This is a genomic window from Bradyrhizobium jicamae, assembly GCF_018130695.1.
GTDB classification, from domain to species: Bacteria; Pseudomonadota; Alphaproteobacteria; order Rhizobiales; family Xanthobacteraceae; genus Bradyrhizobium; species Bradyrhizobium jicamae_B.
This window is the reverse complement of record NZ_JAFCJX010000011.1, coordinates 130,096-153,397: the sequence shown is the minus strand read 5'-3', so window position 1 is coordinate 153,397 and position 23,302 is coordinate 130,096. Positions and strand designations below refer to the sequence as shown.

Sequence of the window (23,302 nt, the reverse complement as noted above, 5' to 3'; positions counted from 1 at the left end):
AAACCGCCGCCTCGCGTCCTGAGGCCGCGGAACGAACGGGAAGCGGCATGGCGGGCATTGGGTCGAAGAGCGAAGCGGGTGACGGCTGGCGGATCAGCGCATTCAACGGCGCGCTGCTTGCCGCCTATTTCATCCCGACCTGGACCATCATCGCCTTCAACATCATGGTCTCGCCGATCCACAGCTTCTATGACCGGCCGAGCGTGGCGATTGCGCTGTTCGTCAGCGATAACTTCCATTGGACGGCGATGCCGACGATCCGCCTCGCCTGGATCCTCGCGCTGGCACGCATGACCACGGTGGCGTTCTTCGCGCTGTTCCTGGTCTTCCTCACCCGCCCGTCGATCCGCAAGAGCGGCGGCTGCAACGAGGCGCTGGCCTTCGCGCTCGCGATCGGCAGCGTGCTCAGCTTCATCAGCATGGTGATGGCCTCCAAGGTCGGCGAGATGGAAGCGCTGCGCATCCACGCGGCCGAACTGTTGATGCTGCTCGGCACCGCGATCGTGATGGCCGTCGAGAAGCCGGCGCAGGCCACCGTCGAGGCGACCGCGCCGGCCGGCGAGCTGTCACTTCAACAGCCCTAATTCGCTGATGATCGCGCCTGCTTCCTTGACGGCGTGATTGGCCGCAGGGACGCCGCAATAGATTGCCTGCTGCAGCAGGATCTCCTTGATGTCGTCGGGCGTGAAGCCGCCCTCGGCCAGCGCCGCGCGGACATGCAGGCGGAATTCGTCCCACTGTCCGAGCGCCACCATGGTGCCGATCACGAGCACCCGCCGTGTCCGATGATCGAAATGCGGCCGTGTCCAGATCTCGCCCCACGCATAGCGCGTGATCAAGTCCTGGAAGTCGGTGTTGAAGGCGTTGCGGTTTGTGATCGACTTGTCGACCCACTCATTGCCGAGCACCTTGCGTCGCTGCGTCATGCCGTCATCGCGGCGCTGATTGTCGTCCATGGAAGTCTCCTCTGCTGATCGCCTCGCTCGCCACGAGGTAACACTTGTGTTACGCTGCTCTTGGAGGCCGATGATGGCACGAACCAAGCGCTTTAAGGAGCTTGTCCAGGAACAGGTCAAGAGCGACCGGAAGTTCGCCGAGGCGCTGTTGCGTGAAGGTGTTGATGCCATGCTCTCGGGCGACGTAGAGACGGGCAAGACCATCCTTCGCGACTACATCAAGGCCATCGTTGGCTAGGCTGCGCGCTCAGCGTTTCGGGTTACGACCGCGGATGTGGTCGAAGCCTTGCTTGATTGCGGCGTAGCGCGCTTCGACGATCGGCTCGAATTCGAGGTCGGTGAAGATATACGGCCAGTCGTTTTCGACGCCTTCGCGGACGAGTTCACCGACATAGAGGGGATCGATGCCCTGAGAGACGCGTTCCCGGATCAGATTGATCCGCTCGGCAATCGGGCCCGAAGTCGGCATGGCAGGGACCGCCTCCTCGAAGCGCTTGGGGACATTGCGCCTTGAGTTCACGATTTGAGTGCGGATGAACCCGGGACACAGCACCGATACGCCAATCCCGCGTGGCGCGAGTTCTTGCCGCAAGCCCTCGGACAGCGCGACAACGCCATACTTTGAAACGTTGTATGCGGTGCTCGCCCCTGAAATCAGGCCAGCGATCGAGGCCGTGGAGACGATGTGTCCACCCTCGCCATGCTGCTCGATCAAAGGCCCGAAGATCTCGATCCCCCAAATGGTCGCCATCAGGTTGACGCCCAGGGTCCAATTCCACGACGCTTCGGTCCAGGTGCCATAGGGGCCACCGCCGCCGACACCCGCATTGTTGACGAGAATGTGCACCTTGCCGTAGCGGGCAGTCGTGGCTTCGGCCGCTGCCACGAGTTCGGCTTTGAGCGAGACGTCTGCTTTCACGCCGTCGACATCGACGTTGGTGAGCCTCAGTTGCTTGAGCGCTGCGGACAGGGCCTCTTCTTCAATGTCGCAAAGCATGACTTTCGCCCCGGCCTGGGCGAAAGCGGTTGCGATACCCAGTCCAATGCCTGACGCTGCACCGGTCACGAACGCGGTCTTTCCAGCGAGTTCTTTCACGCGCGTTATCCTCCCGCAAGCCGAGACTCTTGCCACAACGCCAAGTGGCGCCGGACGGCATATGACCGCACTTTCGAACGATTGGGAAGGGTGCCGGATGACCGACGAGTCTCTCACCGGATCACTTCGACGGCTTCGTACGGTCCTATTTTCGAGGTCGCTGTCCCGAGGCCATCGTGCTAATGATGGTTCACGCTTCCTGCTGCACTTCGATTTGCGCGAAGTGTAGCCCGTCTCCAGGATGTTTAAGCCATGTCGCAACCCTGCATCATCTGTGTCGCCATCACCGGCTCGTTGCCGACCAAGGAAAACAACCCGGCAGTCCCGATCACGATTGCCGAGCAGATCGAAAGCACGCATGAGGCTTTCGAGGCCGGCGCGACCATCGCACATTGTCATGTGCGCGATGACGAGGGTAAACCCACGTCGGATCCTCAGCGCTTTGCCCGTCTCAAGGAGGGCCTCGAGAAGCACTGTCCGGGCATGATCGTCCAGCTTTCGACGGGCGGCCGGTCGGGCGCGGGGCAGGCCCGCGGCGGGATGCTGCCGCTGCGTCCGGACATGGCGTCGCTCTCGGTCGGCTCGAACAATTTTCCGACCCGGGTCTATGAGAACCCTCCGGACCTGGTCGATTGGCTGGCCTCGGAAATGGTGGTTCATGGCGTCAAGCCCGAGATCGAAGCCTTCGACCTCTCGCATATCCTCAAGGCGCATGAGATGTGGAAGCGCGGACAGCTTAGGGATCGCCCCTATGTTCAGTTCGTGATGGGCGTGAAGAACGCGATGCCCGCCGATCGGAACGTGTTTGATTACTATGTCGCGACCGTCAAGCGCCTGTTCGGCGACAACGCGCCGTGGTGCGCAGCCGGCATCGGTTCGAACCAGATCGTGTTGAACGAATGGGCCATCTCGGCAGGTGGCCACGCCCGCACAGGCATGGAGGACAACGTGCGTCTCGACCGCACGCGGCTGGCGCCATCGAACGCAGCCCTGGTCCAACGCGCGGCAGCACTGTGTCAGCAATACGGGCGGCCTGTCGCAAGCTGGCAGCAGGCGCGCGAGATCCTCGGGATTCCAGTGAAAGCGTAATTGCGCGGCGGAGCGCATGGGTCAGCTAAAGCGCGATGAGATTAGGTTGAATTGTCATCGCGCTTTAGCTCTTTGTTTGAGCATGATCTTTTCGGAAAACCGCTTCACACTTTTCCGGATCATGCTCTAGCGTTGCGTCAGGAAACCCTGCCGGACTGGGGGGCGGGAAGTCGCCTCTAGCCTGAGGGCAGTCCGGCGTGCTTTGATGGTTCGTGTTGGACTTCCGAGTTTAGGGCAGTTCCTTGGCGCCCGAGCGAGTGGAAAGGCGACTGGCAGCAGTGCTGGCGGCGGACGTCGCCGGCTACAGCCGCTTGATGGGAATCGACGAGGAAGGCACGCTGGCAAGGCTTAAGGCGGCCAGAAACACTCTGGTCGACCCTGCGATAGCTTCCCATCGAGGCCGTATCGTCAAGACGACAGGCGACGGCCTGCTGGTCGAATTCGCCAGCGCCGTTGATGCGGTGCGCAGCTCTATGGAAGTTCAGAGCAGGATGGCGGAGCAGAATGCCGCCTTGTCGCAAGCGCAGCGGATCGAATTTCGCATCGGTATTCACGTCGGCGACATCATCATCGACAACGACGACATCTTCGGCGATGGCGTCAACATCGCCGCTCGGCTGGAGAATATTGCCGATCCGGGCGGTATTTGTCTGTCTGACGATGCCTACCGGCAAATTCGGGGAAAGGTCGACGCGGCGTTCGAAGATATGGGCGGGCAAACCCTCAAAAATATAACTGAACCGATACGTGCTTGGCGGATGAAAATCGGTACCGAGGTTTCGGCCGCGCGCCATTCAACCTCTACCGAACCGCATTATGTCCGCCCGCTATCGGGAAAGCCCTCCATTGCGGTGCTGCCATTTCAGAATATGAGCGGCGAACGCGAGCAGGAGTATTTCGCAGATGGGATCGCGGAAGACGTCCTCACGACCCTATCAAAGGTTCAAGAGTTGATGGTGATCGCTCGCAATTCGAGCTTCGCGTTCAAGGGACAGAACAGGGACATTCGCGAAATTGGACAGATTCTGGGTGCTCGTTATTTGCTGGAAGGCAGCGTTCGAAAAGTCGGCAATCGCATCAGGTTGACGGCGCAATTGATCGATAGTCGAGACGGCGGTCATCTGTGGGCGGATCGCTTCGACGGGAATCTGGACGACGTGTTCGATCTCCAGGACCGGATTACGCAAGAGATTGTTGAAGCGCTCGAAGTTCAATTGACAGTCGGCGAACGCGCAAGGGTATGGCGAAAACGCTCAGGCAGTCCACTGGCTTATGAGCATGTCCTGAAAGGACGTGCCCTCTACGTTAATTTCGCAAGGCACACCCATTCACAAGCCCAGAATCTTTTTGAACGGGCGCTGGAGATCAATCCCGCCTTTATGCCGGCGCTCTATTTGTTGGGCCTTACTCTGACCGACCAGGCGCGGTTCGGTTGGAAGAAAGATGAAACCGAAACGTATCAAGCCGCACTGGACTGTGCGGACCGAGCCCTCGCGGCCGACCCAAGTTTCGGCGAAGCATACCTGATCATCGGCTATGTTCGCACGTTTCAACGCCGCCATGACGAGGCCGTGGCAGCAGGAGAAATGGCGATCAACCTCGCTCCAGGCAGTTCTGACGCCCATCACATGGCAGGCATGTACCACGGCTATGCCGGCAATTTTCGAAAAGCGGTCATCTATGAGGAACACGCGCAGCAGCTCAGTCCCATTGAGCGCAATGAATCCATGGTGGACGAAGCGCGGGCGAGATTTCATCTCGGTGAATTCGCGATGGCACGCGACATTGCCTCCCGCGTCCTGAAAGAGCGGCCGCTCTGGTTGACTGCGCAATCAACGCTCATAGCGGCGCTCTGGAATCTCGACCAGAAGGATGAAGCGCGCATCATTTCAAGGGAATTGCTGGCGGGTCATCCCAGTTTCACCTTGGTCCGCTGGGCCAGGCTGCTTCCGTACCGTCGACAAGGCGACCTGGACGCATTGGTCGGCCCGCTACGCATGGCGGGGCTTCCAGAGTGAAGCCCGCCCTTCGAATAACTCGGGCAAGTCGTTGCGATACTTAAGAGTTGGCGGCCGAATTAGCGCTGCGTCAGGAAGCCCACCACCGCGTCCGTGAACGCGTGCGGCTGCTCGACATTGGAAATGTGCGCAGCGTCGATGATGGTCATGCCGGCGCCGGGGATGTTGCTGCGGATCAGCTCGGCGTCGGCGATGGTCGTCGACATGTCCTGCCGTCCGGCGATCACCAGCGTCGGACTCTTGATTTTGGGCAGCAGCGCGCGCTGGTCGAGGGTCGACAGCGCTTCGCAGCAGGCGAGGTAGCCCTCGACCGGCGTCGCCACCATCATCGCCTTCATGTTGGCGGTGATCTGCGGCTCGCGCTCGCGGAAATCCGCGGTCAGCCAGCCTCCTATCACGGCGTCAGCGACCGCGGCGATGCCGCCTGCCTTCACGGCGGCGATGCGTTGATGCCAGCGGGTGGGATCGGGATAGTAGCAGGACGTGTTGGCGAGGACCAGCTTGCCGAACCGCTCCGGCGCGTTGGCGCCGAGCCATTGACCGACCATGCCGCCCATCGACAGGCCGCACCAATGCGTCTTCTCGATGTTGAGGTCGTCGAGGATTGCGAGCACGTCGCGGCCGAAACGCTCCATGGAGTAGGGGCCGGGCGGTACGCTGGATTTGCCGTGACCGCGGCGGTCGTAGCGGATGACGCGGAACAGCTGCGTCAGCGCCTTCATCTGCGGCTCCCACATCTGCATGGTCGAGCCCAGTGAATTCGACAGCATCAGCGTCGGTCCGCCGTCGCGGCCTTCCACGGAGACGTTGAGCAGGCATCCGTCGGCGTCGATCATCGGCATCGGAAATACTCCGGTCTCTTAGATATCGTTGAGCGAGGCGAGCAAACGGTCGATCAGGGCCTGCGAGGCACCCTGATAGGCCATTGGCTCGAACAATTTTGCGATCTGGTCGGTGCTGAGCTGTGCGGTGACTTTTGCATCTGATGACAGCACGTCGCGCAGATGCTTCCTCTCGGCGACCGCGGTCTTGCTCGCGGCCTCGACCAGATGATGCGCGTCGCTTTTGCCGAGCTTCTCGGCGAGCGCGAAGGTGACCGCTTCGGCCATGATCAGCCCGTGCGTCATATCGAGATTGTCGCGCATGCGTGCGGCGTCGACCTCGAGACCTTCCGCGAGATCGACGATCGCCGCGAGCGCGCCCGAGGTCGCCAGCATCAGGGCCGGCAGGGTCGGCCATTCCGCGTGCCAGGGGCCGGCGCTGCGCTCGTGGTCCTGAACTTGTGCCGCGAAGATGGTCGCTGCGAGATTCGGCGCCAGGGTGGCCGCGCCGAGCGCGCTGGCGGCGGCGACCGGATTGCGCTTGTGCGGCATGGTGGAGGAGCCGCCGCGGCCGGCGCCCGCGGGCTCAAAGGCCTCGCCGACATCGGTCTGCATCATCAGCGAGACGTCGCGCGCGATCTTGCCGCAGCTGCCGGCGATGATGGCAAAGACGGAGGCGGCATCCGCAATGCGGTCGCGGTGGGTGTGCCAGGGCGCCTCCGGCAGCGGCAGCTGCAATTCCCTGGCGAGCGCTTCCGCGACCACCATCCCCTTGTCGCCGAGTGCGGCGAGCGTGCCGGCGGCGCCGCCGAACTGGAGCGCCAGCGATTCGCTGCGCAGGCGCTGCAACCGCTTGCGGGAGCGGTGCAGGGCGGCGGCATATTCGGCAAGCTTCAGGCCGAACGGCATCGGCAGCGCGTGCTGCAGCCAGGTCCGTGCCACCACGGCGGTGTTGCGGTGCGCTTGCGCCAGCTTGGCGAAGCCTGCGACGGCGCGGTCGAGGTCGGTGAGCAGGACGTCGATGCCGGCGCGCAAGGTCAGCATGGTCGCGGTGTCGATCACGTCCTGGCTGGTGGCGCCCCAATGCACATAGCGCGCGGCCTCGGCGTCGGCCTTTGCGACATTGGCGGTCAGCGCCTTGACCAAAGGAATCGCCAGATTGCCGGATCGCGTCGCGGCATCGGCCAACACGGCCTGGTCGATCGATTCGGCTTTGCAGGCGGCGCCGATCGGGTCGGCTGCGGCCTGCGGAATGACACCGCAGGCCGCCTCGGCGCGGGCCAGCGCGGCCTCGAAGTCCAGCATGTTCTGCAGATAGGTCGCATCGTCGCAGACGGCGCGCATGGCGGCGCTCGACAGCATCGGCGCAAGCAGTGGGGAGAGGGCGGTGCTCATGTCGGGGCGACCTAACCATTCCCGCGGCGCCATGCCAATGGCCGCCAGCGCTTTGCACGATTTTCGGCCACAGCCGGGATACGGATTTTTGCGAGCCAGCCGATAGTCTTGCTGCGCTTGCGAATATGCATCGCACATCCTCCCAAGGTGCTCTTTTCTTTGCGCGGCGGCTGCTTTACTGGGGGATAACAGGTTTTGCGATCCGGGGAGACGTCTCATGGCCATGACGATGACAGGCGAAGTGCAGCTTGCGGCGACCCGCCAGGCCGTCTGGGACAAGCTCAATGACCCGGAGGTGCTGAAGGCCTGCATCCCCGGCTGCGAGGAGCTGGAGCGGACCGAGGACCAGGGCTTTCGCGCCACCGCGAAAATGAAAGTCGGCCCGGTCTCCGCCCGCTTCAAGGGCAAGGTGACCTTGAGCGACCTCGACCCGCCGAACGGCTACAAGATCTCCGGCGAGGGCGAGGGCGGGGTCGCCGGCTTCGCCAAGGGCGGCGCCACCGTGGCGCTGGCCGACAAGGATGGCGGCACGCTGCTCAGCTACAACGTGGAGGCGCAGATCGGCGGCAAGCTCGCCCAGCTCGGCCAGCGCCTGATCAATGGCGCGGCCAAGAAGCTGGCCGACGAATTCTTTGCCAATTTTGCCAAGGCGGTGCAGGGGTAAGCCCTGCCGATATCCCGGATCGGTCGCGCCGGGCCATGCCCCAAACGGGTGGCTCCTGAGGTTGCCCTTGGGGAGTCTGGCCCATATTATGCCGCTGGAACGATTTTAAACCGCCTGTTCTGCCGATATGCGGCAGGGCAGATAAGAGAGTGCTGATGGCCAAGATTTCCCTGATCGTGAACGGCAACCCCGTTAACGCGAACGTCGATCCTCGTACCCTTCTCGTCCAGTTCCTGCGCGAACATCTGCGCCTGACGGGCACCCATGTCGGCTGCGACACCTCGCAGTGCGGCGCTTGCGTCGTGCATCTCGACGGCAAGGCCGTGAAGTCCTGCACCACGCTGGCTGTCATGGCCGACGGCCATGAGGTCAAGACGATCGAGGGGCTGGCGGCGGACGGCGCGCCGCTGCATCCGATGCAGGAGGCCTTCCGCGAGCATCACGGCCTGCAGTGCGGCTTCTGCACCCCCGGCATGATCATGACCGCGGTCGACCTCGTCCATCGCAAGGGCCATGATCTGTCCGATCACGTGATCCGCGAGGAGCTGGAAGGCAATCTCTGCCGCTGCACCGGCTATCAGAACATCGTCGCCTCGATCTCCGCCGGCGCCAAGGCGATGGCGAAGTCGGACCGCGCCTAAAGTCCCGCATTCATCGCGACACGCGATCAGGAAATTCCAATGTACGAATTCAAATATCATCGTCCGGGGACCGTACGGCAGGCCGCCAACCTCCTGGTCAAGAACGAGGACGCCAAGCTGATCGCCGGCGGTCACACCTTGGTGCCGGTCATGAAGCAGCGGCTTGCGAGCCCGCCGCATCTGGTCGATCTCTCCCATATCGAGGGCCTCGACACGATCGAGATGAAGGGCCGGTCGCTCGTCATCGGCGCCACCGCCAAGCACGCCGATGTCGCGAACTCCGCTGTCGTCGGTGAAGCCATTCCGGCGCTGGCCGATCTCGCCGGCCAGATCGGCGATCCCGCCGTGCGCCATCGCGGCACCATCGGCGGCTCGCTCGCCAACAACGACCCGACCGCGGATTATCCGGCCGCGGTGCTGGCGCTCGGGGCCACCATCGTCACCAACAAGCGCCGCCTCAAGGCCGAGGAATATTTCCAGGGCCTGTTTTCGACCGCGCTGGAGGCCGACGAGATCATCACCAAGGTGATGTTCCCGGTGCCGAAGAAGGCGGCCTATGTGAAATTCCGCAACCAGGCCTCGCGTTACGCGTTGGTTGGTGTGTTCGTGGCCAAGCGTCCGGCCGACGTCCGCGTGGCCGTGACCGGCGCCGGTTCCGACGGCGTGTTCCGCGTCACCTCGTTCGAGGAAGCCCTGAAGAAGCGCTTCTCGCACAAGGTGCTCGACGGCATGACCGTGCCGGCGGAAGGTCTCAACAGCGACCTGCATGGCAGCGCCGAATACCGCGCCCATCTGATCGCCGTTCTGGCGCGCCGTGCCGTGGAAGCTGCGACCGCCAAAGCGTGACCTTGCTGACCTCTGATCGAAGACTGGCAGTCCCATGAGTGCATCGGCGCTACCCACTTCCGTCGATGCGCTCGTGGAATTGCTGACCTCGCGCGGCTACCTCGCCGAGCGGTCACTCGCGACGGTGACGTATCTTGCGCTGCGGATGGGCCGGCCGCTGTTCCTGGAAGGCGAGGCCGGCGTCGGCAAGACCGAGATCGCCAAGGTGCTGTCGGCCGCGCTCGGGCGCAAGCTGATCCGCCTGCAATGCTATGAAGGCCTCGACGTTGCCTCCGCCGTCTACGAGTGGAGCAGCGCCGCGCAGATGATCGCCATTCGCCTTGCCGAAGCTTCCGGCGATACCGACCGCGACCAGCTCGCCAGCGACATCTTTGCCGAACGCTTCCTGATCAAGCGGCCGCTGCTGCAGGCGCTGGAGCCCGACGTTGCCGGACCGCCGGTGCTCCTGATCGACGAGCTCGACCGCGCCGATGAGGCGTTCGAGGCCTATCTCCTGGAAATCCTCTCGGACTTCCAGGTCACGATTCCCGAGCTCGGCACCGTGAAGGCGCCGGCGCCGCCGATCGTCATCATCACCTCGAACCGCACCCGCGAGATTCACGACGCGCTGAAGCGGCGCTGTCTCTATCACTGGGTGGACTACCCGGCTGCCGAGCGCGAGCTTGCGATCGTCAAGTCGCGCGTGCCGAACATCTCCGCAAAGCTGTCGCAGCAGGTCGTGCGCTTCGTGCAGGCGCTGCGCAGCCAGGATTTCTACAAGTCGCCGGGCGTGGCCGAGACCATCGACTGGGCGACCGCGCTGTCCGAGCTCGATGCGCGCTCGCTGACCCCGCAGGTGGTCGGCGATACCCTCGGCGCACTGCTCAAGTATCAGGACGACATCGCGCGCATGCAGGGCGACGCGCTGCAGAAGGTTTTGAAGGACGCGACAAGCGAGACCTGATCGCAGAATCGTCAACAGTGATTCCGCAAGCGAGTGGTTCGATGGCGATCAATCACCTCAATCCGCCGACCGGGCATATGGCCGACAATGTCATCGGCTTTGCCCGCGCGCTGCGTGCGGCGGGCCTGCCCGTCGGTCCGGGCTCGGTGATCGATGCGCTCAATGCGCTGCAGCTGATCGAGGTCGGCCATCGCCGCGATTTCTACACCACGCTGGAATCGATTTTCGTCAAGCGCCACGAGCATGCGCTGATCTTCCGCCAGGCCTTCGACCTTTTCTTCCGCGCCGCCGAGGAGTGGAAGAGCATGCTGGACTCGGTGCCGCTGCCCGACCACGCCAGGAAGAAGCCGCCGCCGGCCTCGCGCCGCGTCCAGGAGGCGATGGCGCAGCCGCAAATGCAGGAGGAGCGGCCGCAGGCCCAGGAGCAGGAGTTGAAGCTGTCGGTCTCCGACAAGGAGATCCTGCAGAAGAAGGATTTTGCGCAGATGACCGCGGCCGAGATCGCCGAGGTGACGCGTGAGATCATGAAGATGCGGCTGCCGCAGGCGGAGCTGGTGACCCGCCGCTACCAGCCGGATGCGCATGGCCTGCGCCTCGACATGCGCCGCACCGTGCGCAACTCGCTGCGCACCGGCGGTGAGATCATCGATATCAGAAAGCTCGGCCAGATCCAGAAGCCGGCGCCGATCGTGGCGCTGCTCGATATCTCGGGCTCGATGAGCGAGTACACCCGCCTGTTCCTGCATTTCCTGCATGCCATCACCGATGCCCGCAAGCGCGTCTCGGTGTTCCTGTTCGGCACGCGGCTGACCAATGTGACGCGGGCGCTTAGGCAGCGCGATCCCGACGAGGCGCTGGCCAGCTGCTCGTCCACGGTCGAGGACTGGGCCGGCGGTACGCGGATCTCCGCGTCGCTGCACAGCTTCAACCAGCTCTGGGCCCGCCGGGTGCTCGGGCAGGGCGCCATCGTCCTCCTTATATCCGATGGACTAGAACGGGAGGCGGATGCCAAACTGGCCTTCGAGATGGACCGCTTGCACCGCTCCTGCCGCCGCCTGATCTGGCTCAATCCGCTGCTGCGCTACTCCGGCTTCGAGGCCAAGGCACAGGGCATCAAAATGATGCTGCCCCACGTTGACGAATTCCGTCCGGTGCATAACTTGACGTCCATCAAGGGGTTGATCGAGGCGCTGTCGTCGCCGCCGCCGGCGCACCACCGCAGCCTGATCCGCTCCGTAGCCTGAAGAAGCATCCGAACAGGAGGCCGCCATGCTGAACCGCGACGAAGACATCCTGCAGGCCGCCGAGACTTGGCAGAAGCAGGGCCATGGCGTCGCGCTGGCGACCGTGGTCGAGACCTGGGGCTCGGCGCCGCGCCCGGCCGGCTCCAGCCTTGTCATCAATGATGACGGCACGTTCTTAGGGTCCGTCTCCGGCGGCTGCGTCGAAGGCGCCGTCGTCACCGAGGCGCTCGATGTGATCTCGAGCGGGCAGCCCAAGATGCTGGAGTTCGGCGTCGCCGACGAGACCGCCTGGAATGTCGGCCTGTCCTGCGGCGGCACCATCCGCGTCTTCGTCGAGAAGGTCGGCTGACCGTGAAACTCGACACCCTCAAGGAACTGAACGCCGAGCGCGCCGCGCGCCGCCCGGTCATCATCGTCACCGACACCGCCAGCGGCGATCAGCGCCTGGTGAAAGCGAAAGACATCGCCGCCGATCCCTTGCGCGCGGAGCTGTCAAAACAGCTGCGCATGGGCAAGAGCGGCAATGTCGAGGTCGGCGGCAAGAAGCTGTTCCTCAATGTCTACGCGCCGACGGCTAAGCTCGTGATCATCGGCGCGGTGCATATCAGCCAAGCGCTGGCGCCGCTGGCGCGCTCGCTCGACTATGATGTGACCGTGGTCGATCCGCGCACGGCATTCGCAAGCCCCGAGCGTTTCCCCGACGTGCCGCTGGTCGCCGAATGGCCTGACGTCGCGTTGCCGCCGCTCAATGTCGATCACTACACCGCGTTCGTCGCCGTGACCCACGATCCCAAGATCGACGACCCCGCGCTGCTGCACGCCTTCGACCGCGATTGCTTCTATATCGGCGCGCTCGGCTCGCGGAAGACCCATGCCAAGCGCTGCGAGCGATTGCGCGCGCAGGGCGCGAAGGACTCTGACATCGCGCGTATCCGCGCGCCGATCGGGCTCGACATCGGCGCTGTCTCGCCGTCGGAGATCGCGGTCTCGATCATGGCCGAGATCACCGCGCAGCTGCGTTTGCCTCCCAAAGAAAAAGAAGAAGCGGCATGAAGTTCGGTCCCGCCAGTCCGGCCGACGCGATTGGCGGCGTCACCGTGCACACGCTGCGCCAGGGCGCGCTGGTGCTCAAGAAAGGCACGACCATCGGCGATGCCGAGGTCGACGCGCTCACCAAGGCGGGTGTCAAGGACATCGTCGTGGTGCGGCTGGAAGAGGGCGACGTCTCCGAGGACGTTGCCGCCGCCAGCGTCGCGCAGGCGGTGGCGGGCGAGGGCGTCACCGTCGAGCGCGCCTTCACCGGCCGCGCCAATCTGTTCGCCGCGCGGCCCGGCGTGCTGGTGGTCGATCGCGCCGCGGTCGACCGCATCAACGGCGTCGACGAAGCCATTACGTTCGCCACGCTCGCCGCCTTCAAGCCGGTGGTCGAAGGCGAGATGATTGCGACCGTCAAGCTGATCCCGTTCGGCGTCGAAGCGAAACTGCGCGATGCCGCGGTTGCGGCCGCGGGCAAGGACGCGCTGCGGATCGCGCCCTATGTCATCAGCAAGGTCGGCGTGGTCTCGACATTGCTGCCGGGCTTGTCGCCGAAGGTGATCGACAAGACGCTGCGCGTGACCGCTGAGCGGCTGGCGCCTGCGGGCGCCACCATCATCGCCGAGCGCCGCGTGCCGCACGACGAGACCGTGCTCGCGGCTTCGATCAAGGAGTTGCTCTCACTTGGCGCCGAGCTCGTCATCGTGTTCGGGGCGTCGGCGATTGCCGACCGGCGCGACGTGATCCCGGCGGCGCTGACCGGCATCGGCGGCATGGTCGAGCATTTCGGCATGCCCGTCGATCCCGGCAATCTCCTCTTGATCGGCCGCGCCGGCGAGGTGCCGGTGCTCGGCGCGCCCGGCTGCGCGCGCTCGCCGGTCGAGAACGGCTTTGACTGGGTGCTGATGCGGCTGCTCGCCGGGCTCAAGGTGACGCGCGCAGACCTCACCGGCATGGGCGTCGGCGGTCTCCTGATGGAGATCGTCACAAGGCCGCAGCCGCGCACCGTCCCCGACACCGAAGGCAACCGCAACGTTGCCGCGATCGTGCTCGCCGCCGGCCGCTCCACCCGGATGGGCGGGCCGAACAAGCTGCTCGCCGAGCTCGACGGCAAGAAGCTGGTGCGCATCGCCACCGAGCAGGCGCTGGCCTCGAAGGCGTCCGAAGTGATCGTCGTCACCGGCCACCAGGCCGAGCTGGTCGAGCAGGCGCTCGCCGGCCTGAAAGTGACATTCGTTCGCAATCCCGATTTCGCCGGCGGGCTCGCCAGCTCCGTGAAGGCGGGCATCTCGGCAGTCTCCGACAAGGCCGATGGCGCCATCGTCTGCCTCGGCGACATGCCGCTGATCGATGCGCAGCTGATCGACCGCCTGATCGAGACGTTTGCGCCGGACCGCGGTCACCTGATCGCCGTTCCCGTCAGCGAGGGCCGCCGCGGCAATCCGGTGCTGTGGTCGCGCCGCTTCTTCAAGGAGCTCATGACGCTCGACGGCGACATCGGCGCCCGCCATCTGATCGCCAAGCACGCCGAAGCCGTTGCCGAAGTCCCCGTCGACGGCGACAGCGCCTTCCTCGACATCGATACGCCACAGGCGCTGGAAGCGGCGCGAAGAGGCTAAAACCGGTGCCGTAGGGTGGGCAAAGGCGCTCTTGCGCCGTGCCCACCATCACGAGCACGCCGAGGATGGTGGGCACGTCGCTAACGCTCCTTTGCCCACCCTACAGCCCGCCGCAGTCAACCCCTCATTCACCATCTGGAAACGTCCCCCCGCTAGATTCCCGGCCGGGTTCTGGGGGATTTCCGTCTTGATCGTGTCGACCGCCACGGCGCAGCGCCGCGCGCTGATTGTCCTTGCCTTCACGCTGGTGCTCGGCGCCTCGCGTTTCGCCGCGGACAATCTCGTCACCAAGGCCTGGGGTGCCGGCGCGTTCGCGGTCGGCAAATGCGGCGCCTATGGCCAGGCCTACGACTACCAGGCGGAAGCCGCCGCCCGCGCCGCCGCGCAGAAGCAGTGCAAGGGCGAGTGCACCACCATCACCATGAAGCGTGCCTGCGCCGCGCTCTCGGTCGACATGGCCAATCCCTGCGGCGCCCATGGCTATGCCGTGAAGCCGCGGATATCGAGCACGCTGAACGCGCGACGAAGAAGTGCTACGAGTACGGCGGCAAGGAATGCGTAATCCGCGCCTGGGCCTGCGACGCCAAGGGCTGACTACCGCCCGCCGAACATCACCGATTGGCCCGGCAGCAAATTCGAATTGATGTCGCTGTCGACGCGGGTTGATCCCTGCTGGGTGTAGCCGACGCCGAACTGCAGGCTGACATTGGAGGCCGGCTTGAACTCGACGCCGCCGTGCATGCTGTAGCCGGCGTTGGTGCTGAAATTGTTGTTGAACGGGCCCATCGGCGTGATGCCGCCCGGATTGTATTTCAGCGTGTCGAAGCCGGCGAAGAAGGTCACCGGGGAATCGCCGACGCCCTTGAAGGTCTTGCCCATCTGCATGCCTTCATAGGACAGCGTGCCGAAACTGCCGAACGCGCTGGCGCGGCCAAGACCACTGAAGCCGAGATTGCCGCGCTCGCCGCCGACGAACCAGCCGTTCTGGAAATTGTAGCGGCCGGTCGCATCGAAGCCCGGCGCATTGGTGTAGCTGTCCGGGCTCGCGCCCTCGCTGGCGCCGCCGCCGAAGCCGAACGGACCACCGGGAATCCAGTACTGCACCGGTGCGACCTGCGCGCTGGCGGCGTGGGCGCCGAGGCACAGCACCGCCGTCAGGATTGTGAGACCGCATCGATTTGCGAACAGAGACATCAGACACCTGTATCCGAACACCGGAATTATACACGGCGAAGGCGGCGAGGGCCAGTGTGGTGCAGTCACAGTCCGGATAGGACCCAATGCAGTTTCGAAACGTTTCTAAAGCGAAGCGCATCGACGAACCCGGCCATGGAGAGCATCGCAGCCTATCTCGACCGCAAGCATGAGGAACTCAGGCTTCTGAACGAGGGCCTGCGCACGCCCTTGCCGGTACCGCGCCCTCAATCGGTCACGGAGGTCGTCAGGCAAAAATTCCAGCTCACCGCGGCGCTGAAGGCGGAGCATACGCTGCATGACTGGAACGCGACCGAGACCGACTGGTCGCATGCCGGCCAGCCGCACGCCGGCCCGTTCGCGTTCGCTTACGACTATCAGCGCGCCGATCTCGAGGTGCACGGTCCGTCCTTCTATGACCTCCAGGAAAGCGCCGGTGAGACGGTCTACACCGCCTCCGGCATGGCGGCGATTGCGGCGCTGCTGCTGGCCTCCGCTGATGTCATCGGCAAGGCCGACATCCGCGTTGCGGCGGGCTCCTATGGCGAGACGCTGGAACTGATCGAACGCCACGCGCGTCATCTGCGCCTGGTCACGCTGAAGCATGCGTTGGACGAGGTGAGGGCACCGACGACATCGCGCCAAATCCTTCTGCTCGATTCCTGCGCGCCGGCGCGCGGCTTCGAAGCCGCACTGCGCGGCATCATGAGTCCTTCGCTCGATCTCCTGATCTTCGACACCACCTGCTTCTCCGCCGGCTCCGGCCGCATCCGCCGCGTGCTGCGCCGGGCGCGCCGGCGAGAAATCCCCACGGTGATGGTGCGCAGTCACACCAAGCTTGACTCGCTCGGCGCGGAGTACGGTCGGCTCGGCTCGGCGGTGTTCGTTGACTGGGACCACAACGCGACGCTCAAGCAGCTTCCCGTCGAAATGCGCAATGCGGTCAGGCTGCTTGGCGGCGCACCGCTGCCGGCGCATTTCCCGCCCTATATCGGCACTGCGTCCTATCATGCGCTGACCAGCCGGCGCGTGGCGGCGATGCTGCGCAACAGCCGCCGCGCCATCCGATATCTTGCGTCTGCCATTCCGGGATTGACGGCGGAACTCCACTTCGCCCACGGCCTCTATCTCACGCTGGCCAGCACGCAGCCGTTTGATGAGGCGAGTGCACGCCGCGCGTCCGCGCAGATGAGCGACGATCTCGCGAAAGCCGGTCTGCCGATCCGCCACGCCGGCAGTTTTGGTTTCGATTTTGCCGCCACCGAGTGGTTTCACAACGCGACGACGGACCGCTACAGCGTCCGCCTCGCCGTGCCCGATCTTCCGACGCCGCTGTGGGAAGAGCTCACGCAAGCGATCGCGCAATGGTGGTTGGCGCACCAGCGTGAGGGCGTTGCGGCGTGAAGGTTGTTGTTCGCACGCGGCGCGCATTGCACGCGCCGCGCTATTGACGGGCGGTCCGGCGTGATCGCCGAACCGCCGATCGCGATTACTTTCGGTTCGTGCTCGATCCGGTCATCGCCTTTGTGTTCGACGACTTTGTGTTCGCGCCGGTCGTGGTCTGCATCTTCTGACCCGGCGCGCTTTCCGAGTGGCCCGGGCCGGCCGCCGTGTTGCGCTGGTGACCCGGCGCATATTCCGAAGCGCCTGGCCCCGTTGACTTGGTGCTGTTCTGCATCTCCTGGCCCGGCGCGTATTTCGATGCGCCGCGCGAGGATGTCGTGTTCTGGGCGAGAACGGGCGAGGCGATCAGAATCGCGGTCGCAGCTATCATCAACGTCTTCATTTAGGAACCTCCTCCTGTAGGGACGTGTGCGCAGTAACGGCCCACCGGAGCCCATGTTCCCTGTGAAGGGCAGGACAAAATATGGCAGTTGGGGATGGTGGTGCTGGCGTCGTTGCATCCACGACTTGCAAACGGCGAGATATTCGCTTATGTACGCGCCTCCTCGTGTTCAGAGACTTTAGGCATCCAACAATGCGGCAGTCACAGCAAGCATCAGTGCTGATGATGACGGAAGGGCTCATGCCCTTGTCCGCCGTGGATCTGCTGCGCGCCTGAACGAACGTCACACCTGACAATCGAAGCGGCCCGGAGCGGATACGGCTCCGGATGCCGATCGAGCTCTCGCGGTGTCCCGAGCAGTGCAAACCCGGCACGGGAGCTCGAGCACCACAGGTGTCCAATGTCCAAAGAGAAGTTCACCCGTCTCAAGCCCAACTGCAATGTGGGCACGATCGGCCACGTGGACCATGGCAAGACGACGCTGACGGCGGCAATGACGAAGGTCTCGGCCGATCACGGCTGGGGCGCGTTCGTCTCCTATCAGGATGTCGCCAAGGCGTCGGCTGCGCAAGGTACGCGCGACGACTCGAAGATCCTGACGATCGCGACGAGCCACGTCGAATTTTCGACGGCGGCGCGGCATTACTCGCATGTCGATTGTCCGGGCCACGCCGATTATGTGAAGAACATGATCACCGGTGCGGCCCAGATGGACGGCGCGATCCTGGTGGTCTCGGCGACGGACGGGGCGATGCCGCAGACGCGCGAGCACATCCTGCTGGCGCGTCAGGTCGGCGTGCCGCGTATCGTGGTGTTCCTGAACAAGTGCGATGTGGCTGACGATCCGGAGCTGATCGATCTCGTCGAGATCGAGCTGCGCGATCTGTTGTCGAAGTACAAGTTCGACGGCGACAACGTGCCGGTCATCAGAGGCTCGGCGATCCAGGCGCTGCGCGGCGAAAGCGGTCCGCTCGCGGATCAGGCGATCCTGAAGCTGTTCGAGGCGCTCGATGCTTACATCGAGGTGCCCGAGCGGGCCAAGGATCGTCCGTTCCTGATGCCGATCGAAGGCGTGCAGTCGATCTCCGGCCGCGGCACCGTCGTGACCGGACTGATCGAGCGCGGCACGGTCAAGCTCGGCGACGAGGTCGAGATCGTCGGCCTCGGCGAGAGCCGCAGGTCGGTGGTCACGGGCATCGAGACCTACCGGAAGATCCTCGAGCAGGGGCAGGCCGGCGACAATGTCGGCTGCCTCCTGCGCGGGATCGATCGGGACGTCGTGCAGCGGGGCCAGGTGCTGTCGCGGCCGGGTTCGGCTCAGCCGCACCGGACCTTTCGCGCGGAAGTGTACGTGCTGACGAAGGACGAGGGCGGGCGCCACACGCCCTTCTTCGGCAAGTATCGTCCGCAGTTCTACTTCCGCACCGCCGACGTCACCGGCACCGTCCAGCTCGACGACGGCGTCGAGATGGTGATGCCGGGGGACAGCGCCGAACTGACGATCGAGCTGAACAAGCCGATCGCACTCGAAGAGCGTTCGCGCTTTGCGATCCGTGAGGGTAACCGCACCGTCGGTGCCGGCATCGTGACGCAAATCGTGGCGTGACGGACGGGGGCCGGGTCAAACCGGCCCCCATTCACATTGATCCCGACGTCCATCAACTGCTCGGTGCGCAACGCGATGACACATGCGCGCGAAAGGTGAATACACACCCATTCACGTTTCCAAGAGATTTGAGCGTGAATCCCCCGGGGGTGAAAATGGGCGCGAAGAAGAATCCTCGCACCTCGTTCACGTTGTCGAGTGCAATATTCTCGTAGACCCAGCACGAGTCGGGATTCTGTTCGAACCGAAAGATCTCCTGTTGGCATTCCGGGTCGCCGCACGGCTGCTCAGGCTGTGTGAACGTAAACGAGACATTGCCGTTGGAATCCGGTGCAGTGACAAGCGGATTTCCACCTATGATGGGTGGGTTGATGATCAATGTGGCGAGATAGAAGAACCCGGTAGATAAGTGGAGCGGATCGGGCACGCCAAGGCCTCCAGACTGTTGCCGTACATCCGGAAATGAACGCTCTCGCGCCTGATTGTCGCAAGCATCGTTTCCATCAATGTTCGGCAATTATCCTTGGATGGTGTGCGGTCCTGTCCGGATTTGTGAGCGTCTGTACGGTCCACGTTGCCAGCACGGCTGCGATCATCGCCCTGCCTTTCCCAGCACCAGATCGACCGTATGCGCGGCAATGGTCCGCAGCTCATCCTCGTCGCCGAAGGCGCGTTCGAGCACGGCGAGACCGCGCGTGACCGTGACGATGTGGCGTGCGGCCATCTCGGGGTTGCCGGCGAACTCGCCGCGCGTCTTGCCTTCGGCGAAGGTGTCTCGCAGCACCTCGGCGATCCCTTCGATCAAATCCGCAAATGCCTGCCGCGCGGTGTCATCGAGCCCTTCGCCCTCGGCCGCTCCGAGCTCCATCAGGCCGCGCGTGGTCGGGCATCCCCGCGGCGGCGAGCCCGCGCACATGTTGCTGATCGTCACCTCGAAGAACGCGGTGAGGCGGGCGCGCAGGCTGCCCTGGCCGAGCGTCGTCTCGATCGCGGCGAGATAGTCGCGCGCGTAGCGCTCATAGGCGGCGAGGAAGAGGGCCTCCTTGCTGCCGAAGGCGTTGTAGAGGCTGCCGCGCTGGACGCCGGCGTCGCGCGCGATGTCGGCGAGCTGTGTGCCGCGCACCCCCTTGCGCCAGAACTGGTCGAAGGCGACGCGCAGCACGTCGTCATGGTCGAACTCGCGGGGCCTCACGGCAAGTCTCCTCGGGATCATCGGCGCCAAATAGTATTTGACGCTGCGTCAAGAATGTGTTTTTAACATCGTGTCAAAAACATTTGTAGCTGATTTCATAGCCTTGCGAAAGGATCCCGTGATGCCGCTGATCCACGTCTCGCTGCGTGCCGGAAAGTCCGACGCCTACCGGCAGGCGATCCTCGATGGCCTCTACCGTGCCATGCGCGAGGCGCTCGACGTGCCCGAGGACGATCAGTTCATGACCATCACCGAGCACGCGCCCGCGAACTTCCGTACCGGCTCGGCTTACGGCGTCGCCAGGAGCGACGACGTCGTCTACATCCAGATCACCGTGTTTAGCACGCGCACGGTCGAGCAGAAGAAGGCGCTGTATCGCCGCATCGCCGCGCTGCTCGGCGACAATCCCGGCATTCGGCCGGATGATGTCTTCGTGAATGTGCTCGATTCACCCAAGGAGAACTGGTCGGTCGGTCACGGGCTAGCACAATTCGCGTGAGGCGATCGCTGCTGCCGGCTCTGGTCATCGGCGGTGAAACGCCGCTACACTCGCGCCATGCAGTTCGACACCAAGATCGCGGTCGTGATCCGCACCAACCTGGAAGCCTGGCAGAAACTCAATGTCGCTTCCTTTCTCGCCGGCGGCATCGCCGCCGCCTTTCCCGAATGTATCGGCGACAACTACCAGGACGGATCGGGGACGAGCTATCTGTCCCTGATCGGCCAGCCGATCCTGATCTACGGCGCCGACCGTGCCGCGCTGTCGCGGGCGCTGGAACGCGCGCTTGCGCGGGACGTGAAGCCGGCGCTCTACACCGAGGACATGTTCAGGACCACGCATGATGCCGCCAATCGCGAGGTGGTGAAGGCGGTCGTGCGCGCCGATCTCAACCTCGTCGGGCTTGCCGTGCGCGCCGAGCGCAAGGTGGTCGACAAGATCATGGATGGGCTGAAGTTTCATACCTGATCGATGTGGCGCGTCATGCGTCTGCGCGGCGCAACAGGCGGCCATGGCGCGATCAAACGCATAGCTGGCCGGTCGGGCTCATTGTACGCTGCCGCGCATTGCGGCTGCGGAGCCACGCCCATGACAATCAAACCGCTTGCTCCCTTTGCTATCTACGGGGACATGGAGCGCGCGCGCGAGATCGCGCGCTCGTGGGGCCCGCTCAACCATCTCTCGGCAGCGGATGCCGAGATCGTCGCGAAAGCGATCGCCGAAGGCATCGCGCGCGGACGCCGGCACGGGATCGAGATGGGGCAGGCCTGCCACGAGGCGTAAGCGCAGGAGTCGACGATCCGGCCGGCCGGGAGGCTGCCGGCCCGATCATGCGCGCCGTCAGTTGGCCTGGTTCGGCATGCAGGGCGGCACGGAGTAGGGCGCCGAGGCGAACGCGCCCGCTTTCGGCGCCCGCACGCAACCGCCGACGGCGCCGGTCATTGCCGTCATCTGGGCGTTCTGTGCCGGCGCATGGCTGCGTGCGGACACCGCCTCGGTCGTATAGGCCGCCGCCGCAACCAGCGCTGCCGCCACGAAGGTCAATTTGGTCATGGGTCTCTCCATTGGGATGGTGGAAGCGAGGCTTCCAATGACCAGGTGCGGCGAGGGGACGGCGTTATTTCATCACGCGCCATCACCGACGCGCGAGCGGGCGGCACCAGCGGTGTGGCAAATCCGACACGACGGGCAAATCAGAAAAAGCTGTCAAGCGGCTCATGCAAGAATATTTCCTATTTACACGAACTTCTGAATATGCTAAAAATGCATCGTCTCACCCGACACGAGGGGCGCTCGCGAACGCCACGAACGTGGGTGCAGATGCGGTGGCCGCTGAGCGTGCGACAGGCGTGTGTGCGCAAGGCGGACGGCGAAGTCGTGTGGGCCTGCCGCCCCGATGCTGGTGGCAAGCACGCGAGAGGTCCAAAGCCGATCGCGGATGATGGTGGCACAAACGCAGAGTCTCACCAGGGCGAGCACGTATAAGCCGTAAAGCCATCGCGCAGGGAGGGCCGGATGTCTCAGCCAAACCTGTATGCTCGTGTGCGCACTTTTTTGTGCACATTGCACGCGAGACCGCGGGGGCGGCGTGCTCCCGGTCTTCCCTGCGCCCTCGCTATCGAGAGAGGGCGGAACGAGATGGACAACTCGGGCAAATCATGTCGCGAGAATGCGGACGCATGTTTCAATGTCATCCCCGCGTACGCGTGGATCCAGTACGCCGCGGCCCATCGGGTCGAGCACGACGGCCTCTGGAATACTGGATCACCCGCATCCGCATGCGCAGGTGATGACACTGCTGGTGGTTGCAGATGCCTCCTGGCTTGACCCCCATCAAGGCCAGCCATCCCCAAAGCAGGCATCACGGCACTGTGACACCCCGCCGCGCCGGCCCAGGTTGACTATGACTGACCAGTCAGTCATATATGGATCATGACAAAACGAGCCGCAAAACCCTCGCGCAAACCTCCCGCCAAACGCCCGGCGATTCTCCGGGCCGCCGCGGCCAAGATGCCGAAGGTCGTCTCGCCCAAGCTTGAAAAACCCGCATCGAACCGCGCGGAAAAATCGGCGGAACGGCGGGCGGCGATCGTGGCGGCGGCGATGGACGAGTTCCTCACCCGCGGCTTCGCGGCGACCCGGCTCGATGACGTCGCCAAGCGGGCAGGCGTTGCCAAGGGCACGCTCTATCTGCACTTCAAGGACAAGGAATCGATGTTCGAGGAGCTGATCCGCACCGCGATCGTGCCGCTGATCGGCCGCATGGCGGGGCCGCCGCCGATCGGCGGCTCGATCCGCGACGCGGTGGAGCGGTTCGTCGAGACCTTCATCCACGAGATCGTGTCGACCCGTCGCGGCGACATCGTGCGCGTGATCGTGGCCGAGGGACCGCGCTTCCCGGCGATCGCCGATTTCTACTACCGCGAGGTGGTCTCCAAGGGCCTCGCCGGCATGCGCGCGCTGATCGAGCTTGCGATCGCGCGCGGCGAAATCCGCCACGAGGGGCTGGCGCGTTATCCGCAATTGCTGATCGCGCCCGCGATGGTCGCGGTGATCTGGCAGAGCCTGTTTGCGCGGCACGCGCCACTGGATGCGCTGGCGATGTTCAAGGTGCATCTCGATCTGATTTTTGGCGAACGGAGGACGACATGACCTCGT

Annotated in this window: 27 protein-coding genes and 1 pseudogene; 19 read left to right on the top strand and 9 right to left on the bottom strand. The window is 64.2% G+C overall.

The genetic code is table 11. From position 1 onward, the window contains the following. The first annotated feature begins 47 nt into the window (after window positions 1–47). Window positions 48–584, top strand: coding sequence for a hypothetical protein (locus JQ604_RS17960; protein WP_212358976.1), 537 nt, complete (start codon window positions 48–50; stop codon window positions 582–584). Here JQ604_RS17960 and JQ604_RS17955 read toward each other — a convergent pair. Then, window positions 567–956 (bottom strand): carboxymuconolactone decarboxylase family protein, encoded by a 390-nt coding sequence (locus JQ604_RS17955; RefSeq protein WP_212358974.1) that lies wholly within the window; start codon window positions 954–956, stop codon window positions 567–569. The two genes, JQ604_RS17960 and JQ604_RS17955, sit on opposite strands and share 18 nt — an antisense overlap. A gap of 73 nt (window positions 957–1,029) precedes the next feature. Here JQ604_RS17955 and JQ604_RS17950 point away from each other — a divergent pair, with 73 nt between their 5' ends. Continuing rightward, window positions 1,030–1,194 carry a hypothetical protein gene (locus JQ604_RS17950; RefSeq protein WP_212358965.1) on the top strand — a complete coding sequence of 55 codons (165 nt, stop codon included), beginning with the start codon at window positions 1,030–1,032 and terminating at the stop codon, window positions 1,192–1,194. A gap of 9 nt (window positions 1,195–1,203) precedes the next feature. Here JQ604_RS17950 and JQ604_RS17945 read toward each other — a convergent pair whose 3' ends face one another. Continuing rightward, entirely contained in the window at window positions 1,204–2,052 is an 849-nt protein-coding gene (locus JQ604_RS17945; RefSeq protein ID WP_212358963.1) for an SDR family NAD(P)-dependent oxidoreductase, read from the bottom strand. A 252-nt stretch (window positions 2,053–2,304) separates the two neighbouring features. Here JQ604_RS17945 and JQ604_RS17940 point away from each other — a divergent pair, with 252 nt between their 5' ends. After that, window positions 2,305–3,141, top strand: a complete 837-nt coding sequence (locus JQ604_RS17940) for a 3-keto-5-aminohexanoate cleavage protein (protein WP_212358961.1) — start codon at window positions 2,305–2,307, stop codon at window positions 3,139–3,141. Window positions 3,142–3,383: 242 nt separating this feature from the next. Further along, on the top strand, window positions 3,384–5,159 hold the full coding sequence (locus tag JQ604_RS17935) for an adenylate/guanylate cyclase domain-containing protein (RefSeq protein WP_249158323.1): 1,776 nt from the start codon (window positions 3,384–3,386) through the stop codon (window positions 5,157–5,159). A 59-nt stretch (window positions 5,160–5,218) separates the two neighbouring features. Here JQ604_RS17935 and pcaD read toward each other — a convergent pair whose 3' ends face one another. Further along, complete coding sequence (pcaD, locus tag JQ604_RS17930) at window positions 5,219–6,001, bottom strand: 3-oxoadipate enol-lactonase (protein ID WP_212358959.1); 783 nt, start codon at window positions 5,999–6,001, stop codon at window positions 5,219–5,221. A gap of 18 nt (window positions 6,002–6,019) precedes the next feature. Further along, on the bottom strand, window positions 6,020–7,375 hold the full coding sequence (locus JQ604_RS17925) for a 3-carboxy-cis,cis-muconate cycloisomerase (RefSeq protein WP_212358957.1): 1,356 nt from the start codon (window positions 7,373–7,375) through the stop codon (window positions 6,020–6,022). A 217-nt stretch (window positions 7,376–7,592) separates the two neighbouring features. On the opposite strand from JQ604_RS17925, the gene JQ604_RS17920 reads away from it, so the two are divergent. The 9 genes and pseudogenes from JQ604_RS17920 (at window position 7,593) to JQ604_RS17880 (ending at window position 14,961) form a co-directional block, all read left to right on the top strand. Then, window positions 7,593–8,039, top strand: coding sequence for an SRPBCC family protein (locus JQ604_RS17920; RefSeq protein WP_212358954.1), 447 nt, complete (start codon window positions 7,593–7,595; stop codon window positions 8,037–8,039). Between the two features lie 155 nt (window positions 8,040–8,194). Beyond that, window positions 8,195–8,680, top strand: a complete 486-nt coding sequence (locus JQ604_RS17915; RefSeq protein WP_212358952.1) for a (2Fe-2S)-binding protein — start codon at window positions 8,195–8,197, stop codon at window positions 8,678–8,680. A gap of 39 nt (window positions 8,681–8,719) precedes the next feature. Continuing rightward, the gene (locus JQ604_RS17910) at window positions 8,720–9,526 is read left to right on the top strand and encodes an FAD binding domain-containing protein (protein WP_212358950.1); all 807 of its coding nucleotides are present in this window, start codon (window positions 8,720–8,722) and stop codon (window positions 9,524–9,526) included. A gap of 34 nt (window positions 9,527–9,560) precedes the next feature. Then, window positions 9,561–10,469 (top strand): AAA family ATPase, encoded by a 909-nt coding sequence (locus tag JQ604_RS17905; protein WP_212358948.1) that lies wholly within the window; start codon window positions 9,561–9,563, stop codon window positions 10,467–10,469. Window positions 10,470–10,510: 41 nt separating this feature from the next. After that, the gene (locus tag JQ604_RS17900; protein ID WP_212358946.1) at window positions 10,511–11,713 is read left to right on the top strand and encodes a vWA domain-containing protein; all 1,203 of its coding nucleotides are present in this window, start codon (window positions 10,511–10,513) and stop codon (window positions 11,711–11,713) included. A 25-nt stretch (window positions 11,714–11,738) separates the two neighbouring features. Beyond that, window positions 11,739–12,062, top strand: coding sequence for an XdhC family protein (locus JQ604_RS17895; protein WP_212358944.1), 324 nt, complete (start codon window positions 11,739–11,741; stop codon window positions 12,060–12,062). Between the two features lie 2 nt (window positions 12,063–12,064). Continuing rightward, entirely contained in the window at window positions 12,065–12,766 is a 702-nt protein-coding gene (locus JQ604_RS17890; protein ID WP_212358942.1) for an XdhC family protein, read from the top strand. Further along, entirely contained in the window at window positions 12,763–14,367 is a 1,605-nt protein-coding gene (locus JQ604_RS17885) for an NTP transferase domain-containing protein (protein WP_212358940.1), read from the top strand. The genes JQ604_RS17890 and JQ604_RS17885 overlap by 4 nt, the downstream gene beginning before the upstream one ends. A 244-nt stretch (window positions 14,368–14,611) precedes the next feature. Next, window positions 14,612–14,961: pseudogene (locus JQ604_RS17880) on the top strand (DUF4189 domain-containing protein). Here JQ604_RS17880 and JQ604_RS17875 read toward each other — a convergent pair. Continuing rightward, a complete protein-coding gene (locus JQ604_RS17875) occupies window positions 14,962–15,561 on the bottom strand; it encodes an outer membrane beta-barrel protein (RefSeq protein ID WP_212358938.1) in 600 nt (199 codons plus the stop codon). Between the two features lie 135 nt (window positions 15,562–15,696). Here JQ604_RS17875 and JQ604_RS17870 point away from each other — a divergent pair, with 135 nt between their 5' ends. Further along, window positions 15,697–16,965, top strand: coding sequence for a hypothetical protein (locus tag JQ604_RS17870; RefSeq protein ID WP_212358936.1), 1,269 nt, complete (start codon window positions 15,697–15,699; stop codon window positions 16,963–16,965). Between the two features lie 85 nt (window positions 16,966–17,050). On the opposite strand, the gene JQ604_RS17865 is transcribed toward JQ604_RS17870, so the two are convergent. Next, the gene (locus tag JQ604_RS17865) at window positions 17,051–17,347 is read right to left on the bottom strand and encodes a hypothetical protein (RefSeq protein ID WP_212358934.1); all 297 of its coding nucleotides are present in this window, start codon (window positions 17,345–17,347) and stop codon (window positions 17,051–17,053) included. Window positions 17,348–17,747: 400 nt separating this feature from the next. Between JQ604_RS17865 and tuf the strand changes: the two genes are divergently transcribed. Further along, the gene (gene tuf / locus JQ604_RS17860; RefSeq protein WP_212358932.1) at window positions 17,748–18,953 is read left to right on the top strand and encodes an elongation factor Tu; all 1,206 of its coding nucleotides are present in this window, start codon (window positions 17,748–17,750) and stop codon (window positions 18,951–18,953) included. Window positions 18,954–19,005: 52 nt separating this feature from the next. Here the strand turns inward: tuf and JQ604_RS17855 are convergent, their stop codons facing one another. Together JQ604_RS17855 and JQ604_RS17850 are read right to left on the bottom strand one after the other, a co-directional pair. Next, complete coding sequence (locus JQ604_RS17855) at window positions 19,006–19,380, bottom strand: hypothetical protein (protein WP_212358930.1); 375 nt, start codon at window positions 19,378–19,380, stop codon at window positions 19,006–19,008. 165 nt (window positions 19,381–19,545) lie between these two features. Continuing rightward, entirely contained in the window at window positions 19,546–20,145 is a 600-nt protein-coding gene (locus tag JQ604_RS17850) for a TetR/AcrR family transcriptional regulator (RefSeq protein WP_212358928.1), read from the bottom strand. Window positions 20,146–20,266: 121 nt separating this feature from the next. Between JQ604_RS17850 and JQ604_RS17845 the strand changes: the two genes are divergently transcribed. The 3 genes from JQ604_RS17845 to JQ604_RS17835 all read left to right on the top strand — a co-directional run bounded on the left by JQ604_RS17845 (window position 20,267) and on the right by JQ604_RS17835 (window position 21,427). Continuing rightward, entirely contained in the window at window positions 20,267–20,644 is a 378-nt protein-coding gene (locus tag JQ604_RS17845; protein WP_212358926.1) for a tautomerase family protein, read from the top strand. Between the two features lie 57 nt (window positions 20,645–20,701). Next, window positions 20,702–21,112, top strand: a complete 411-nt coding sequence (locus tag JQ604_RS17840; RefSeq protein WP_212359259.1) for a DUF2000 family protein — start codon at window positions 20,702–20,704, stop codon at window positions 21,110–21,112. 120 nt (window positions 21,113–21,232) lie between these two features. Then, a complete protein-coding gene (locus tag JQ604_RS17835) occupies window positions 21,233–21,427 on the top strand; it encodes a hypothetical protein (RefSeq protein ID WP_212358924.1) in 195 nt (64 codons plus the stop codon). A gap of 57 nt (window positions 21,428–21,484) precedes the next feature. On the opposite strand, the gene JQ604_RS17830 is transcribed toward JQ604_RS17835, so the two are convergent. Beyond that, entirely contained in the window at window positions 21,485–21,697 is a 213-nt protein-coding gene (locus tag JQ604_RS17830) for a hypothetical protein (RefSeq protein ID WP_212358921.1), read from the bottom strand. Window positions 21,698–22,654: 957 nt separating this feature from the next. Between JQ604_RS17830 and JQ604_RS17825 the strand changes: the two genes are divergently transcribed. After that, the gene (locus JQ604_RS17825; RefSeq protein ID WP_249158322.1) at window positions 22,655–23,296 is read left to right on the top strand and encodes a TetR/AcrR family transcriptional regulator; all 642 of its coding nucleotides are present in this window, start codon (window positions 22,655–22,657) and stop codon (window positions 23,294–23,296) included. Window positions 23,297–23,302: the final 6 nt, after the last annotated feature.